Origin of the sequence: Streptomyces sp. JL2001 (assembly GCF_050917515.1) — a bacterium.
Lineage (GTDB): Bacteria > Actinomycetota > Actinomycetes > Streptomycetales > Streptomycetaceae > Streptomyces.
Genome location: NZ_CP169421.1, coordinates 5053942 through 5069217, shown reverse-complemented (window position 1 = coordinate 5069217; position 15276 = coordinate 5053942). Strand labels below are relative to the sequence as shown.

The 15276-nt window shown below is 72.9% G+C and carries 11 protein-coding genes; all 11 read left to right on the top strand.

The window, feature by feature from the left end:
* Positions 1-74 precede the first annotated feature (74 nt).
* The 11 genes from ACE1OA_RS22575 (at position 75) to ACE1OA_RS22525 (ending at position 15271) form a co-directional block, all read left to right on the top strand.
* Entirely contained in the window at positions 75-1412 is a 1338-nt protein-coding gene (locus ACE1OA_RS22575) for an ABC transporter substrate-binding protein (RefSeq protein WP_356598865.1), read from the top strand.
* Between the two features lie 135 nt (positions 1413-1547).
* Complete coding sequence (locus ACE1OA_RS22570; protein ID WP_356599175.1) at positions 1548-2429, top strand: carbohydrate ABC transporter permease; 882 nt, start codon at positions 1548-1550, stop codon at positions 2427-2429.
* Positions 2430-2432: 3 nt separating this feature from the next.
* Positions 2433-3317, top strand: coding sequence for a carbohydrate ABC transporter permease (locus tag ACE1OA_RS22565; RefSeq protein WP_356598867.1), 885 nt, complete (start codon positions 2433-2435; stop codon positions 3315-3317).
* Between the two features lie 8 nt (positions 3318-3325).
* Positions 3326-4591 (top strand): 6-phospho-beta-glucosidase, encoded by a 1266-nt coding sequence (locus ACE1OA_RS22560; RefSeq protein ID WP_356777560.1) that lies wholly within the window; start codon positions 3326-3328, stop codon positions 4589-4591.
* Complete coding sequence (locus tag ACE1OA_RS22555; RefSeq protein ID WP_432753277.1) at positions 4582-5562, top strand: N-acetylglucosamine kinase; 981 nt, start codon at positions 4582-4584, stop codon at positions 5560-5562. The genes ACE1OA_RS22560 and ACE1OA_RS22555 overlap by 10 nt, the downstream gene beginning before the upstream one ends.
* Before the next feature lie 295 nt (positions 5563-5857).
* Positions 5858-7288, top strand: coding sequence for a hypothetical protein (locus ACE1OA_RS22550; RefSeq protein WP_386543072.1), 1431 nt, complete (start codon positions 5858-5860; stop codon positions 7286-7288).
* An 11-nt stretch (positions 7289-7299) separates the two neighbouring features.
* Positions 7300-8355: a glutamate ABC transporter substrate-binding protein gene (locus ACE1OA_RS22545; protein ID WP_356777562.1), complete on the top strand. Its 1056-nt coding sequence runs from the start codon at positions 7300-7302 to the stop codon at positions 8353-8355.
* Between the two features lie 15 nt (positions 8356-8370).
* Entirely contained in the window at positions 8371-9669 is a 1299-nt protein-coding gene (locus tag ACE1OA_RS22540) for a hypothetical protein (RefSeq protein ID WP_356598875.1), read from the top strand.
* Positions 9670-9737: 68 nt separating this feature from the next.
* Positions 9738-12239 carry a tetratricopeptide repeat protein gene (locus tag ACE1OA_RS22535; RefSeq protein WP_384866927.1) on the top strand — a complete coding sequence of 834 codons (2502 nt, stop codon included), beginning with the start codon at positions 9738-9740 and terminating at the stop codon, positions 12237-12239.
* Between the two features lie 11 nt (positions 12240-12250).
* A complete protein-coding gene (locus ACE1OA_RS22530) occupies positions 12251-13789 on the top strand; it encodes a protein phosphatase 2C domain-containing protein (RefSeq protein ID WP_432753276.1) in 1539 nt (512 codons plus the stop codon).
* A gap of 141 nt (positions 13790-13930) precedes the next feature.
* On the top strand, positions 13931-15271 hold the full coding sequence (locus ACE1OA_RS22525; RefSeq protein ID WP_386543069.1) for a vWA domain-containing protein: 1341 nt from the start codon (positions 13931-13933) through the stop codon (positions 15269-15271).
* Positions 15272-15276 lie beyond the last annotated feature (5 nt).

Sequence of the window (15276 nt, the reverse complement as noted above, 5' to 3'; positions counted from 1 at the left end):
CGGCGCCCTGGGGTCCGACCGCCACACCCTCCGTCCCCTTCCCCGCCGCCCCTTCGTCACAGGGAGACTCCGTCATGCCCGTCCGTCCGCGCAGAGCCGCGATCGCGCTCGCCGCCACCGCCTCCATGGCCCTCCTCGCCTCCGCGTGCACCGGCTCCGCCGGCAACGGCGCGACCGACGACCCCGCCGCCAAGACGACGATCACCTTCTGGCACGGCTGGTCCGCCCCGGCCGAGGTGAAGGCGATCCAGGACAACGTCGACCGCTTCGAGAAGTCCCACCCGAACATCACGGTGAAGGTCGTCGGCAACATCAACGACGACAAGCTCAACCAGGCGCTGCGCGCCGGTGGTTCGAACGGTCCCGACGTCGTCTCCTCCTTCACCACCGCCAACGTCGGCAAGTTCTGCGCCTCGGGCGCCCTCGCCGACCTGAAGCCCTTCCTGGAGAAGGACAAGGTGGACCTGGACAAGACCTTCCCGAAGGTCCTCCAGGAGTACACGCAGTTCGAGGGCAAGCGCTGTTCGCTGCCGCTGCTGTCCGACGCGTACGGGCTCTACTACAACAAGGACGCCTTCGAGGCGGCCGGCATCACCGCGCCGCCCAGGACCTGGACGGAGTTCGCGCAGGTCGCGAAGAAGCTGACGAAGCCGAAGGGCGACTCCTACGAGCAGCTCGGCTTCATGCCGAACTACCTCGGCTACGAGACCGTCGTGAGCCACTACATGTCCCAGTGGAACCACCGGTACTTCGACGCCCAGGGCAAGTCCAACGTCGCCGCCGACCCGGCGTTCGCCGAGATGATGACGTACCAGAAGTCGCTCGTCGACGGACTCGGCGGGTTCGCCAAGCTGGACAAGTACCGCACCACCTTCGGCGACGAGTGGGGCGCCAAGCACCCCTTCCACACCGGCCAGGTCGCCATGCAGCTCGACGGCGAGTGGCGGCTGAACTTCATCAAGGACGCCAAGGTCGGCTTCGAGGTCGGCGTCGCGCCGCTGCCGGTCGCGGACGACGAGGTCGCGGAGTACGGCAAGGGCTACCTCTCCGGCACGATCATGGGCATCGCTCCGCAGAGCAGGAAGCAGAACGCCGCCTGGGAGCTGGTCAAGTACATGACCATGGACACGGAGGCCGTGGTGAACTTCGCCAACGGCATCGGCAACGTGCCCTCCACGCTGGAGGCGCTCAAGTCCCCGAACCTGAAGTTCGACGCGCGCTTCAAGACCTTCCTCGACATCGCCCAGCACCCGCGGTCCTCCACCTCGGACGGCGCGGTGAACGGCTCGGCCTACCAGGACACCCTCCAGGACTTCGCCCAGAAGTACGAGAAGGGCCAGGTCACCGACCTGCGCAAGGGCCTCGGGGAGACCGCGGCCCAGATCGACCGCGACATCGCCCAGGCGAAGTAGCGGCCGGGACACGCCCTCATGAGCACCGACACCCTGCCCACGAAGCGGCCGGCCGCACCCGCCGCCGCGCCCCAGGACGGGCGTCGCACGCTGCGGTCGAGGCGCACGCGCAACGCGCTCCGCACCGCGGCGTTCATGTCGCCCTGGCTGATCGGATTCGGCGTCTTCTTCGCCTATCCGCTCCTCTCGACCGTCTACTTCTCGTTCATGAAGTACGACGGCCTCAACCCACCGACCTGGCGGGGCCTGGACAACTGGACGTACGTCTTCCAGGACATGCCGAAGTTCTGGCCGGCGATGCAGAACACCCTCTGGCTGGCCGTCGTCATGGTCGCCTGCCGGGTGGTGTTCGGCCTCGGCGTCGGCCTGCTGATCACCAGGATCAAGACGGGCGTCGGCGTCTTCCGCACCCTCTTCTACCTGCCCTACCTCGCCCCGCCGGTGGCCGCGACGCTCGCCTTCGTCTTCCTGCTCAACCCCGGCACCGGACCGGTCAACTCGCTCCTGGAGGCCGTCGGGGTCCCCGCCCCCTCCTGGTTCAACGACGCGGACTGGGCCAAGCCGGCCTTGACCGTCCTCGCCGTGTGGGGCGTCGGGGACCTCATGGTCATCTTCATGGCCGCGCTGCTCGACGTGCCGAAGGAGCAGTACGAGGCCGCCGAGCTGGACGGCGCCTCCGCCTGGCAGCGGTTCCGGTACGTGACCCTGCCGAACATCTCGCCGATCATCCTGTTCGCCGTCGTGACCGGTGTCATCGGCGCGATGCAGTACTACACCCAGCCGATCGTGGCCTCCAAGGTCGCCTCGGGGGTGATGGGAGGCTCGGGCGTCACCTTCGAGCCGGGCTACCCGGACGACTCGACGCTCACCCTCCCGCAGCTGGTCTACAACCTGGGCTTCGGCCGCTTCGACTACGGCGCCGCCTGCGTCGTGGCGCTGGTGCTCTTCGCGCTCTCCATGGCCTTCACCGCGCTGCTCATGCGGCGGCGCGGCGGCCTGATCGGCTCGGGTGACTGATCCATGACGACTGCCTCCCCGCTCGACCGCCCCCTGACGGACCCCGTCGCGAAGGCGGCCCGCCGCCGGTCGCTGCTGCACTGGATCGCGGTGCACTCCCTCGGGATCGCCGCGGCCCTGTTCTTCGTGCTGCCGTTCGTCTTCGTCTTCCTGACGTCCCTGATGAGCGACCAGCAGGCGCTCACCCGCGACCTCACACCGAACACCTGGCACTGGGACAACTACGTCCGCGTGCTGGACACCCCCGGCTTCCTCACCTGGTGGCGCAACTCCCTGCTGTACGCGGGGCTCGGCACCGCGCTCGTGGTGCTGTCCTCGGTCCCGGTCGCCTACGCGCTGGCGAAGTTCCGCTTCCGCGGCCGGCACCTGTCGCTGCTGCTCGTCATCTCGATGATGATGCTGCCGCCGCAGGTCGTGATCATCCCGATGTACCTGTTCTGGGCGAAGCAGCTGGACCTCTCCGGCACGCTGTGGCCGCTGATCGTCCCGATGGCCTTCGGCGACGCCTTCGCCATCTTCCTGCTGCGCCAGTTCCTGCTGACGATTCCGGACGAGTACGTCGAGGCGGCCAGGATCGACGGCTGCGGCGAACTGCGCACCCTCGTGCGGATCGTGCTCCCGATGGCCAGGCCCGGCATCGCCGCCGTGGCGCTGTTCCAGTTCTTCTACTGCTGGAACGACTACTTCGGACCGCAGATCTACGCGTCCGAGAACCCCGGCGCCTGGACCCTGAGCTACGGCCTGGAGTCCTTCAAGGGCGCCCACCACACCGACTGGAATCTGACCATGGCCGCGACCGTCCTGGTCATGGCCCCTGTGATCCTCGTGTTCTTCTTCGCCCAGAAGGCGTTCGTCGAGGGAGTCACACTGACCGGAGTGAAGGGCTAGCTGACGATATGAAGCTCGCTGTCGTGGGGGGCGGCTCCACCTACACCCCCGAACTGATCGACGGGTTCGCGCGCTTGCGCGACACCCTGCCCATCACCGAACTCGTCCTCGTGGACCCGGCGGCCGACCGCCTCGAACTGGTCGGCGGACTCGCCCGGCGGATCTTCGCCAAGCAGGGCCACGACGGCAGGATCGTCACCACCGGCTCGCTCGACGAGGGCGTCGAGGGCGCCGACGCCGTCCTGCTCCAGCTGCGGGTCGGCGGACAGGCCGCCCGCGAACAGGACGAGACCTGGCCGCTGGAGTGCGGCTGCGTCGGGCAGGAGACCACCGGGGCCGGCGGGCTCGCCAAGGCCCTGCGGACCGTCCCGGTCGTCCTGGACATCGCCGAGCGGGTCCGGCGCACCAGTCCGGACGCCTGGATCATCGACTTCACCAACCCCGTCGGCATCGTCACCCGCGCCCTGCTGCAGGCCGGCCACAAGGCCGTGGGTCTGTGCAACGTCGCGATCGGCTTCCAGCGCAAGTTCGCGAGGCTCCTCGACGTGGCCCCGTCCGACGTCCACCTCGACCACGTGGGGCTCAACCACCTGACCTGGGAGACGGCCGTACGCCTCGGCGGACCCGAGGGCGAGAACGTGCTGCCGCGGCTGCTCGCCGAGCACGGCGACGCGGTCGCCGACGACCTGCGCCTGCCGCGCGCCGTCGTGGACCGCCTCGGGGTCGTCCCCTCGTACTACCTGCGCTACTTCTACGCCCACGACGAGGTCGTCCGGGAACTCGGCAGCAAGCCCTCCCGGGCCGCCGAGGTCGCCGCCATGGAGAAGGAACTCCTCGCGCTGTACGGCGACCCGGCGCTCGACGAGAAGCCGGCGCTGCTCGGCAAGCGGGGCGGCGCGTTCTACTCCGAGGCGGCCGTGGACCTGGCCGCGGGGCTGCTGGGCGGCGGCGGTTCGCCGTACCAGGTGGTCAACACGTACAACAACGGCACCCTGCCCTTCCTGCCGGACGACGCCGTCGTCGAGGTGCAGGCCGCGGTGGGCGCGCAGGGGGCGTCGCCGCTGCCGGTCGCCCCGGTCGACCCGCTGTACGCGGGGCTGATCGCGCACGTGACCGCGTACGAGGACCTGGCGCTGGAGGCCGCCCTGCGCGGCGGGCGCGACCGGGTGTTCAAGGCGCTGCTCGCCCATCCGCTGGTCGGGCAGTACGCGTACGCCGACGGGCTCACCGACCGGCTGATCGCGCACAACCGGGAGCACCTCGAGTGGGCCTGAACGGAAGCCTGCTGGCGATCGACGCCGGCAACAGCAAGACCGACGTCGCGGTCCTCGGCAGGGACGGCAGCGTCCTCGGCGCGGCACGCGGCGGCGGGTTCCAGCCGCCGGTGGTCGGTGTGGAGGCGGCGCTGGACGGGCTGGCGGAGATCGTGGGCCGGGCCTGGGCCGCGGCCGGCGGCCGGGCGCCGGCGCCCGTGCTCGCGCACGTCTCCGCCTGCCTGGCGAACGCCGATCTCGCCGTCGAGGAGGCGGAGTTGCAGGCCGCGATCGAGGCGCGCGGGTGGAGCCGCTCGGTGCACGTGCGCAACGACACCTTCGCGCTGCTGCGCGCCGGGGTCGACGAGCCGCGCGGGGTCGCCGTGGTCTGCGGTGCCGGGATCAACTGCGTGGGGATGCTGCCGGACGGCCGGACCGCCCGCTTCCCCGCGATCGGGAAGATCTCCGGCGACTGGGGCGGCGGGGGCGGGCTCGCCGACGAGGCCCTGTGGTGGGCCGCGCGCGCGGAGGACGGGCGGGGCGAACCGACCGCCCTGTCCCGAGCCCTGCCCGCGCACTTCGGTCTGGAGACGATGTACGCGCTGATCGAGGCCCTGCACCTGGGCCGGATCCCGGCGGCCGGGCGGCACGAACTGACGCCCGTGCTGTTCCGGGTGAGCGCGGCGGGCGACCCGGTCGCCCGGTCCCTGGTGCACCGGCAGGCCGAGGAGGTGGTCGCGCTGGCCACGGTCGCGCTCGGCCGGCTCGGGCTGCTCGCCGAGGAGACGCCGGTGATCCTGGGCGGCAGCGTGCTCGCCGCCCGCCACCCCGAACTCGACGGGCGGATCGCGGAACTCCTCGCCGTGCGGGCGCCGAAGGCCGTCGTCGGGGTCGTGACCTCGCCGCCGGTGCTCGGCGCGGGGCTGCTCGCGCTCGACCGGTGGGGCGACGGACCCGAGGCGGCGGCCCGGCTGCGGGCGCACTACGCCTGAGTCCGGGCGCCCGCACGCGGTCCCGCGACGGGCGCGAGAGACGGGGCGTCCCCTGACAAAAGGGGGCGCCCCGTTTCGACTTCACCCGTACGTGGTGGAACCGAACCCCGCCGCCCGGCGTATTCAAGGTGGGGGATCGCCTGCCGGGGCGGCTGGGGCATGGGGCACGATAGGAACAAGATCGAGTCAATCCCGGTGTGCGGGTGGGCCTCTGAGGCCATACTGCTGGCCGGGCGGTCGTCTTCCGGACAGCGGAGGGGCGACTGCCGACGTCAGCGACCGAGGGGGAGGTCCCGTGACATATCCGCCGAATGCGCCCGCCGCCTCGGCGACGGGCACGGCGCCCGCGTACCCGGGCGCCGCCGTCGGCGTGCCCGCCCAGCCGTCGGTGCCGCCGCCCGCCACCGCGCCCGACGCGGGGCCGGGAGCCTGGTCGGAGGTGAAGGAGCGGCTGCGCCGGGCCGCGACCACCGAGCCGGGCCGGCTGCAGATCCTCGGCGCCGTACTGGCCCTGCTGGTCGTCGCGTTCGGTGCGGTCACCGCACTCGAGGTCGCCGACCGGGCCGGCTCCGCAGACGACGTGGTCACCCGCAGCCAGCCGCTGAGCGCCGACGCCGCCGACATCTACCGCTCGCTCGCCGACGCCGACACCGCCGCCGCCAGTGCGTTCCTCTCCGGCGCGCAGGAGCCCGCGGACATCCGGAAGCGGTACGCGCAGGACATCTCCACGGCCTCACGACTGCTGGTCAGGGCGGCGTCGAGCACCGAGGGCTCGACGGAGTCGGGCCGCGAGATCGCCACGCTCAACGAGCAGCTCCCCCGCTACACCGGGCTCATCGAGCGCGCCCGGGCCGCCAACCGGCAGGGCCTGCCGCTCGGCGGGGCCTACCTCCGGTACGCGAACCAGCAGATGACCACCGAGCTGCTGCCCGCGGCCGAGCGGCTCTACGACGCCGAGACCGCGCGCCTCCACCAGGACGACGAGGACGCCCGCGACCGGCCGTACCTCTCCCTGCTGCTCGGGATCGCCGTGCTGCTGGTCCTGTTCTGGGCGCAGCGACGCAACTACCGCCTGACGAACCGGGTGTTCAACCACGGTCTGCTCGCCGCCACGGCCGCGTCCGTGATCGTGCTGCTGTGGCTCGGCACCGCCCACACGCTGGCGCGCGCCGGGCTGACGGACGCCCAGGAGCACGGTCAGAGCTCGCTCCAGGTGCTCAACACCGCCCGCATCAGCTCCCTGAAGGCCCGGGCCAACGAGAACCTGACCCTGGTCGCGCGCGGCGCCGTCCTCACCGACGACGGCAAGAACGACAAGTACGAGACCGACTACACCACGAGCATGTCGGCGCTGACCGACGCGCTGGGCGAGGCCCGGGAACTGGCCGACGACGACGCGGGCCGCAGCCCGCTGGCCGAGGCGGCCTCCCGCACCGGCGAGTGGCAGCAGCGCCACAAGGGCGCCCGCGCCAAGGACGACGCGGGAGACTTCGAGGGCGCGCTGAGCCGGGTCATCGGCCCGAAGGAGTCCACCGGGCAGTCCTTCGACCAGATCGACGCGGCCCTGGAGCGGGCTCTGGACCACGAGCAGGCGGAGTTCACCGCGGCCGCCGAGAGCGGCCGGGGCGCGCTGACGGCCCTGCCGCTGGGCGCGGGCGTGCTCGCGGTGCTCGGCGCGGCGGGCGCCGTCATGGGGATCAACCGCAGGCTCTCGGAGTACCGGTGAGAGGGGGAGGGATGCACTACGGCGTCGACGACGCGGGGAGGAGCGCCCCGGCCGGACCCGGCCGGCGGCCCCTGTCCCGGCTGCGTGGCTGGGGCGGGGTGGCGGCGATGGCCGTGGCCTGCGGGCTGACCGCCTCGCTGACCCTGCTGCCGCTGGCCCGCGGCGGCCACCGTGCCTCGGCCGCACCGACGGTGAGCGGCCCCGGCGTCGGCATCGGCGTGCCGGTGCGGGCGGACACCTGCGAGAACCCGGAGGCCTCGCTCACCCCGTCCGCCGCCGACGGCCCGTCGATCGCCGCGATCAAGAAGCGCGGCAAGCTCGTCGTGGGCGTCGACCAGTCCAGCTACCGCTGGGGCTACCGGAATCCGGGCAAGCGCACGCTCGAGGGCTTCGACATCGACCTGGCCAAGGCGATCGCCAAGGACATCCTCGGCAGCGAGGACAGCGTCATCTTCCGCGCCATCCCGACCAACCAGCGGATCGCGGCCCTGGAGAGCGGCAAGGTCGACCTCGTCGTCCGCACGATGACGATCAACTGCAAGCGGATCCGGCAGGTCGCCTTCTCCACGGCCTACTTCCAGGCCGGCCAGCAGGTCCTCGCGCCCAAGGAGGACTCCACGATCCAGGGGTACGGGCCCTCCCTGAAGGGCAAGCGGGTCTGCACGGCGGAGGGCTCGACGGCCTACGAGGCCCTGGAGAGGAACTCCTTCGGCGCCGTCTTCAAGGACGAGGGCGACGGCACCAAGGACGACAAGGACCTCCTCACCGTCCCCAACCAGCTGGACTGCCTGGCCCGGCTCCAGCTCGGCGAGGTCGACGCCGTCGTCACGGACAACGCGCTGGCGGCCGGCCAGGCCGCGCAGGACCCGGCGATCGAGCTCAAGGGCGAGCCGTTCACCACGGAGTACTACGGAGTCGCCGCCAAGCTCGGCAACGACGACCTGGTCCGCCGGGTCAACCAGGTCCTGGTGCGGTACCGCCAGGGCCCCTGGCAGGCGGCGTACGACAAGTGGCTGAAGGCGGACCTGCCCGGGATATCCGGGCCGCCCGCACCCAAGTACAAGTAGAGCGAGAGGTGATCGATGGGCGTCACGGGACCCCCCGGGCCGGTGATGGACCGGGACGAGGTGGACCGTGCGCTGGCGCGGCTCGGCGCGGAGCACAAGGCCGTCGAGGACTCCCTCCTCGCCCTCCAGGACCACGCGGGCCGCAGGCTGCTCGAAGGTGCCGAGCTGACCGGGACCACCCGGGAGCGGTGGCACACCACCGAGAGCTCGATCACCCTGCTCTGGACCTATTTCGACGCCTACACCGCGGCCCTCTCGTCGGCACGTGAGCTCCGCGCGCGCCGGCGCTGGTCCAGCCGCGAGGACCTCGTCGAGCTGACCGACCGGCTGCGGGGCGAGAGCGTGCTGGTCTCCGGCGGCACCCAGCAGCCCGCCGTGTCCCTCACCGGGCCGGCCCGGCTCACCGAGCGCTTCACGCTGGAGCGGCTGGTGGACCGGATGAACGAGCTGTACGCCGCCTCGCTCGACGTCGTCGTGACCGCCGACGCGGTCTGGTCCGCGCTGCCCGCCCGGATAGACCTGCTCGCCGCGGAGCTCGGGCGGACGCGTTCGCTCGCGCACTCGGTCGGGGTGCGCCCCGGTGAGCACCCGGCCGGCGACGAACTGGACGCGATCACCGCGGAGCTGGGCTCGCTGCGCACCGAGGTGGTGACCGATCCGCTGGCCTTCTGGAAGCCCGCGGCGGGCAGTTCGGCGCCCGGCGGAGGACGGCCCGACACCGCCCGCTACGACCGGGCGGCGCGCGCGCTGGAGGACGTGCGGCGCGAGATCGAGGCGGTCCTCACCGTCCGGAAGGACTCCGAGGAGCGGCTCCTGCGGCTGCGGGACGTGCTCTCGCGGGCCGATCGGACGCTCGCCGAGGCGCGGGCGGCGCGCGGGGAGGTCCTCGCCAAGATCGCCGCCTCGGAGGTGCCGGCCGTCAGCGGCCCGCCGACGGTCCTCCAGGAACGGCTCGCGACGGCCGCCGAGTACCGCAGGCACGCCCAGTGGCACCGCCTCTCCCCCCTCCTGGAGTCCTTGGAGGTGGAGGCGGAGGACGAACTGCACCGTGCCCGGGAGTCCCTGACCGCCGTGACCGCGCCGCTCGCCGTCCGCGCCGAGCTGCGCGGCCGGCTCGACGCGTACAAGGCGAAGGTGGCGCGGCTCGGGGCGGCCGAGGATCCGCTGCTCATCGAGCGGTACGACACGGCGCGCCGGATGCTGTGGAGCGCGCCCTGCGATCTGCGGGTCGCCGAGCAGGCGGTGCTGCGATACCAGCAGGCGGCGGCAGAGGTTCTGTCCGGGCCGAGAGACGGCAGGGGGAGTCAGTGGTGAGCGGAGGAGCGGGAGAGGCAGTGGTGGGCACCTGTCAGCGCCCCTCGTGCGAAGGCTCGTACGAGGACATGGGCGACGGCGAGCTGTACTGCGACACCTGCGGGCTGGCCCCGGTGGTGGCGCCCGGGGGCATGCTCCGGTCCACCCCGACCGGGATGGCCGTGGCCGGCAGGGGCGGTTCGGGATCCGGCTCGGCCCGTTCGTCGTCGCGCGCCTCCTCGGCCACGTCGTCGGGCGCCTCGTCCCGCTCGTCGCGCTCGTCGCGTTCCGCCACGTCCAGGCGTTCGGTGTCCGGGCGGCTCTCCCGTGCCCTGTCGGGCAGCAGCACGGGGCGTTCGGTCTCGGTGCGCAGTTCCGGCGCGTCGACCGGCCAGTCCGGGCGCAACCGCCTCGGCGCCGGCCTGGTCTCGATCCCGGAGGTGCCGCGCCCCGACCCGCGGGCCGCCGTGATGGAGAACCCCGAGGTCCCCGAGCGGAAGCGATTCTGCTCCCGCTCCGACTGCGGTGCCCCGGTGGGCCGCGCGCGCGGGGAACGGCCCGGGCGGACGGAGGGGTTCTGCACCAAGTGCGGCCACCCCTACTCCTTCGTGCCGAAGCTGCGCGGCGGGGACGTCGTGCACGGCCAGTACGAGGTCGCGGGCTGCCTCGCCCACGGCGGTCTGGGCTGGATCTACCTCGCCGTCGACCGGGCGGTGTCCGACCGCTGGGTGGTCCTCAAGGGCCTGCTCGACACCGGCGACCAGGACGCGATGGCCGCGGCGATCTCCGAGCGCCGGTTCCTCGCGGAGATCGAGCACTCCAACATCGTGCGGATCTACAACTTCGTCGAGCACCTCGACCAGCGCACGGGCTCCCTGGACGGCTACATCGTCATGGAGTACGTCGGCGGCAAGGCCCTCAAGGAGATCGCCAACGACCGCCGGACGCCGGACGGGCGGCGTGACCCGCTGCCGGTGGAGCAGGCGTGCGCGTACGGGATCGAGGCCCTGGAGGCGCTCGGCCACCTGCACAGCCGGAACCTGCTGTACTGCGACTTCAAGGTCGACAACGCGATCCAGACCGAGGACCAGCTCAAGCTGATCGACATGGGCGCGGTACGGCGGATGGACGACGACGAGTCGGCCATCTACGGCACGGTCGGCTACCAGGCGCCGGAGGTGGCCGAGCTCGGGCCGTCGGTTGCCAGCGACCTCTACACGGTGGCGCGTACCCTCGCCGTCCTGACCTTCGACTTCCAGGGCTACACGAACGTCTTCGTGGACTCGCTGCCGGACCCGGACCACATCGAGGTCTTCCGGACGTACGAGTCCTTCTACCGGCTCCTGGTGCGCGCGACGGACCCCGATCCGGCGCGCCGCTTCGCGTCCGCGCAGGAGATGGCCGAGCAGCTGACGGGCGTCCTCCGGGAGGTCGTCGCCCTGCAGTCGGGCCGGCCGCGGCCGGCGCTCTCGACGCTGTTCGGCTCGGAACTCCGGGTGACGGACACGCAGTTGTTCGCCGAGCTGACGGAGGACGTCTCGGCGCTGGGCGCCCGGGAGTCGCGCGGCGGCCGCCGCGGGGCCAGGCCGGCGGCTCCGGCGCTGCCGCCGGGCGCCCCGGCCCTCCCGTCCGCCGCACCCGGCCCCGGGGCCCCCGAGGGTCCCTTCCTGACGCCGGTCGACGGGAAGTCCACCTCGCTCGCGCTGCCCGTGCCCCGGGTCGACCCGGGCGACCCCAACGCCGGTTTCCTGGCCGGTCTGATGGCCTCCGCCCCCGCCGAGCTCATCAGCGCCCTGCACACCGCGCCGACACCCTCCCTGGAACTGCGGCTGCGCGAGCTGCGGGCCCGCCTGGAGATGGGCGACCTCGGCTCGGCCGGGCGCGCCCTGGTCACCCTGGAGGAGCAGCATCCGGACGACTGGCGGGTGGTCTGGTACCGCGGCGTCACGTCCCTGGTGACGGGCGACCACGAGAACGCCGCGGTCTCCTTCGACGCGATCTACGACGCCTTCCCCGGGGAGCCCGCCCCCAAGCTGGCGCTGGGCATCTGCGCCGAGGTGCTCGGCCAGCTCGACAACGCGGCGGAGTACTACCGCCTGGTGTGGACGACCGATCCGAGTTACGTCAGCGCCGCGTTCGGGCTCGCCCGGGTGCAACTGGCCGCGGGCGACCGGGCCGGGGCCGTGCACACCCTGGAGTCGGTCCCGGAGGCGTCCATCCACTACACCGCGGCGCGGGTCGCGGCGGTGCGGGCGCGGTTGCGGCGACGCGCGGCGCACGACCCGCTCGACGGCGATCTGACGGCCGCCGCGGCACAGGTCTCCGCACTCCAGGGCTTCGGTCTGGACGCGGTCCGCCGCGAGCAGTTGACGACGGAGGTCCTCGGCACCGCGCTCGACTGGGTACTCTCCGGAAGTCCCGGTGCGGGGCCGGGCGGCACGCTGCTGCTCGGCAGTGAACTGGACGAGCGCGGACTGCGCTTCGGCCTCGAACGCTCGTACCGGGTGCTCGCCCGGCTCGCGCAGCGGGGCGAGGAGAGGATCGAACTGGTGGAGCGGGCCAACCGTTTCCGCCCCCGGACGTGGGTGTGAGTATGTCCCAGATGCCCCAGCACGAACTCTCCGCCTGCCCCGGCTGCGCGGAACCGCTGGATTCGAACGACCGGTTCTGCGGGGCGTGCGGCCACGACCTGTCGGCCGCGGCCGTGCCGGAGCCGGACCGCCCGACGATCGCGATCGGCACCCCCGTCGACTGGCCGGAGGCGCCGGCCCGCGAGCCGGGTTCACTGTCCACCTCGACCCAGCACCCGGGCGACCTCCCCGGCACGGACTCGGGAGGCCGCGACCTCGCGACGCCGCCCGCCCAGGGGGCGGCGGGAGCCGAGGCCGCGGCGGCCACACCCGAAGCCGGGCGGCCGGCCCGGGACCTGCCCACCATCCCCGTCCGCACGGACGGGCCGCATGCGGCGGCCACGTCCGGCGACGGCCTGGCGGCACTGGCCGCCGGCGGGCACGGCCCCGCCCGGGGGACGGCCGTCCCGGCCCAGGCGCCCGCGCCCGCGGCTCCCCCGGCCGACGGCGACTTCCGGCTCGCCGCGCCCGACCCGCGCACCGCCGCCGCGCAGCCACCGGCCGCGCCCGCTCCGTCGGCCCCGCCCGTACCGTCGGCACCGCCCGTACCGTCGGCCCCGCCCGCTCCGTCGGCCCCGCCCGCCGGTTCCAGGGTCTGCGTCGCCTGCCGGGCCGGCCACGTCGACCCCGACGGCTACTGCGAGAACTGCGGGCACGCGCAGCCGCGCGAGCGCGACCACATGGAGCAGGAACTCGCCACGGTGGCCGCCGTCAGCGACCGCGGACTCCGCCACCACCGCAACGAGGACGCCTTCGCCGTCGCCGCCACCACGCTGCCCGGCGGCTCCCCCGCCACGCTCGCGATCGTCTGCGACGGCGTCTCCTCGGCGACCCGCCCCGACGAGGCGTCCGCCACCGCCGCGGACACGGCCGGCCGCTCGCTGCTCGCCGCCCTGCCCCGGGGCACCAACCCGCAGCAGGCCATGCACGAGGCGATCGTCGCCGCCGCCGAGGCGGTCAACGCCCTGGCCGAGGACCCGGCGCAGGACGCGATGGAACACGATCCGCACCGCCACCAGAACGCCCCGGCGTGCACCATCGTCGGAGCGATCGTCGCCGACGGCCTGCTGATCGTCGGCTGGATCGGCGACAGCCGCGCCTACTGGGTGCCCGACGACCGCACCACCGCACCCGCCCGGCTCACCCAGGACGACTCCTGGGCGGCCCAGATGGTGGCCGCCGGCCTGATGAACGAGGCCCAGGCGTACGCGGACGAGCGGGCCCACGCCATCACCGGCTGGCTGGGCGCCGACGCGTACGAACTGGAGCCGCACACCGCCGCGTTCAAGCCGGACCGCTCCGGTGTGGTGGTGGTCTGCACCGACGGTCTGTGGAACTACGCGGAGGCCGCCGAGGACATGGCGCGGGTCGTGCCGGCGGACTCCGCCGGCCGACTGCTGCACGGCGCCCAGGTGCTGGTCGGCCATGCCCTGGACGGCGGGGGCCACGACAACGTAACAGTGGCGCTGCTGCCGTTCACCTTCGCGCCGCAAGGGGCAGGATCGGCCTGAAAGGTCGCCCTCGTCCCGTCCTCGACCCGCTGATTCCGCCGCGGGCCTCACGGCCCCTTCCCTTTCTTGTCCCGCTGTCCCGTGACACGTCGCCGTCCCGACGACGCGCGTCGTCACGCTGTTGCCGAGGAGCCCGATCAGATGGCGAACTTCTCCAAGTCGAACGTGCCGCAGTTCTCGGTGGACGTGTACCAGAACGAGTTCCTGCCGGAAGGCGGGCGTGAGGTCAGCGCCATCGTCACGGTCACCTCGACCGGCGGCGGGACGACCGGCGGCGCCGCGCTCGCGGACGCCCGCCCCGGTGGCGGGAGCGACGCCGCGGTGGTGATCATGGTCGACTGCTCCGGCTCGATGGACTACCCGGCGACGAAGATGCGGGGTGCGCGCGACGCGACCGCCGCCGCCATCGACACCCTGCGCGACGGCACCTCCTTCTCCGTGGTCGCCGGCACGCACGTGGCCGCCGAGGTCTACCCCGGCAACGGCCGCCTCGCCGTCGCCGACTCCGCGACCCGCGCCCAGGCCAAGGACGCGCTGCGGCGGCTGACCGCGGGCGGCGGGACGGCGATCGGGACCTGGCTGCGGCTCGCGGACCGGCTCCTCGCGTCCGCGGACGTGTCGATCCGGCACGGCATCCTGCTGACCGACGGCCGCAACGAGCACGAGTCGCCCGAGGCCCTGCGGGCCGCGCTGGACGCCTGCGCGGGACGCTTCACCTGCGACGCCCGCGGCGTGGGGACGGACTGGGAGGTCAAGGAGGTCACCGGCATCGCCTCGGCGCTGCTGGGCACCGCCGACATCGTCGCCGACCCCAGCGGCCTGGCCACGGACTTCACCACGATGATGGAGAACGCCATGGGCAAGGAGGTGGCGGACGTCTCGCTGCGCCTGTGGACCCCGGTCGGCGTGGAGATCCAGTTCGTGAAGCAGGTGGCGCCGACGGTGGAGGCGCTGACCGACCGGCGTACCGAAGCGAGCCCGCGGGCCGGCGACTACCCGACCGGATCGTGGGGCGACGAGTCCCGCGACTACCACGTGTGCGTGCGTGTCCCCCAGGCCGCGGTCGGCCAGGAGATGCTCGCCGCCCGGGTCTCGCTGATCGTCCCGGACCCGGCGGGAGGTGCCCCGCAGACGCTGTCGCAGGGGCTGGTACGGGCGGTCTGGACGGACGACATGGCCATGTCCACGTCCATCAATCCGCAGGTCGCGCACTACACCGGCCAGGCCGAGCTGGCCCAGGTCATCCAGCAGGGACTGGACGCCCGCAAGTCCGGCGACCACGACGGGGCGACCGCCAAACTGGGCCGTGCGGTGCAGCTGGCCGCGGCCTCCGGGAACGCGGACACTGCGAAACTCCTTTCGAAGGTGGTCGACGTCGTGGACGCGGCGACCGGTACTGTGCGTTTGAAGGCGAAGGTCGCGGAAGCGGACGAGATGACTCTCGAGACCCGCTCCACCAAGACGGTTCGCGTCAAGAAGTAGCCCGG

What these genes read in the sequence shown, in the direction of transcription:
- ACE1OA_RS22575 (WP_356598865.1), top strand. Translation starts at nt 75, where the DNA reads ATGCCCGTCCGTCCGCGCAGAGCCGCGATCGCGCTCGCCGCCACCGCC.
- ACE1OA_RS22570 (WP_356599175.1), top strand. Translation starts at nt 1,548, where the DNA reads ATGTCGCCCTGGCTGATCGGATTCGGCGTCTTCTTCGCCTATCCGCTC.
- ACE1OA_RS22565 (WP_356598867.1), top strand. Translation starts at nt 2,433, where the DNA reads ATGACGACTGCCTCCCCGCTCGACCGCCCCCTGACGGACCCCGTCGCG.
- ACE1OA_RS22560 (WP_356777560.1), top strand. Translation starts at nt 3,326, where the DNA reads ATGAAGCTCGCTGTCGTGGGGGGCGGCTCCACCTACACCCCCGAACTG.
- ACE1OA_RS22545 (WP_356777562.1), top strand. Translation starts at nt 7,300, where the DNA reads ATGCACTACGGCGTCGACGACGCGGGGAGGAGCGCCCCGGCCGGACCC.
- ACE1OA_RS22540 (WP_356598875.1), top strand. Translation starts at nt 8,371, where the DNA reads ATGGGCGTCACGGGACCCCCCGGGCCGGTGATGGACCGGGACGAGGTG.
- ACE1OA_RS22535 (WP_384866927.1), top strand. Translation starts at nt 9,738, where the DNA reads ATGGGCGACGGCGAGCTGTACTGCGACACCTGCGGGCTGGCCCCGGTG.
- ACE1OA_RS22530 (WP_432753276.1), top strand. Translation starts at nt 12,251, where the DNA reads ATGCCCCAGCACGAACTCTCCGCCTGCCCCGGCTGCGCGGAACCGCTG.
- ACE1OA_RS22525 (WP_386543069.1), top strand. Translation starts at nt 13,931, where the DNA reads ATGGCGAACTTCTCCAAGTCGAACGTGCCGCAGTTCTCGGTGGACGTG.